Origin of the sequence: Microbacterium sp. K27, from assembly GCF_004794435.1 — a bacterium.
Lineage (GTDB): Bacteria > Actinomycetota > Actinomycetes > Actinomycetales > Microbacteriaceae > Microbacterium > Microbacterium maritypicum_A.
In genome coordinates, this window is sequence record NZ_SSDK01000006.1 from 1 (window position 1) to 508 (window position 508).

1 protein-coding gene is annotated in these 508 nt (G+C 63.2%); it reads left to right on the top strand.

Features of this window, described 5'->3' with window-relative positions; genetic code table 11:
• Nucleotides 1-215 precede the first annotated feature (215 nt).
• Nucleotides 216-503, top strand: a complete 288-nt coding sequence (locus tag DW307_RS00015; protein ID WP_028501988.1) for a WXG100 family type VII secretion target — start codon at nt 216-218, stop codon at nt 501-503.
• Nucleotides 504-508 lie beyond the last annotated feature (5 nt).

Below are 508 nucleotides of genomic sequence, written 5' to 3' on the forward strand. Positions count from 1 at the left end.
CCGTCAGCGAGAACACGGATACCGGCGACGAACACGTCGTCGATACCCGCACCGCGATCACGTCGGCATCCCGACTGGCGAACGCCTCACGCAGCACCGTGCCCTGTGCGGGGATGGGGAGTTGTCCCCATCGACGGTGTTCGTGGGTGCGCCGTAGGGTGGGTGTTGTTCGGGCCGGAGGGGTCCGGTTCTCTCGATTGGCGGAGGTGTGGACGATGGCCGATTTCGGTGCGTCTTATGCGGAGATGGAGCAGGTGGCGTCGTCGCTGTCGCAGGCTCGTGATGACATTCAGGGTCAGTTGGACACGTTGAAGGGTCAGGTGGACACTCTTCTGGGTGAGGACTTCAAGACGCAGCATGCGTCGGGGAAGTTCGGTGAGGGGTACACGGAGTTGACGACGGGTCTGAAGACCGCGGTCGATGGCATCAACGACATGTCCGAGTCGCTGTTGGGCATGATGCGGGCGATCCAGGACCTGGACCAGCAGCTCGCCGGCAGCTGACACAC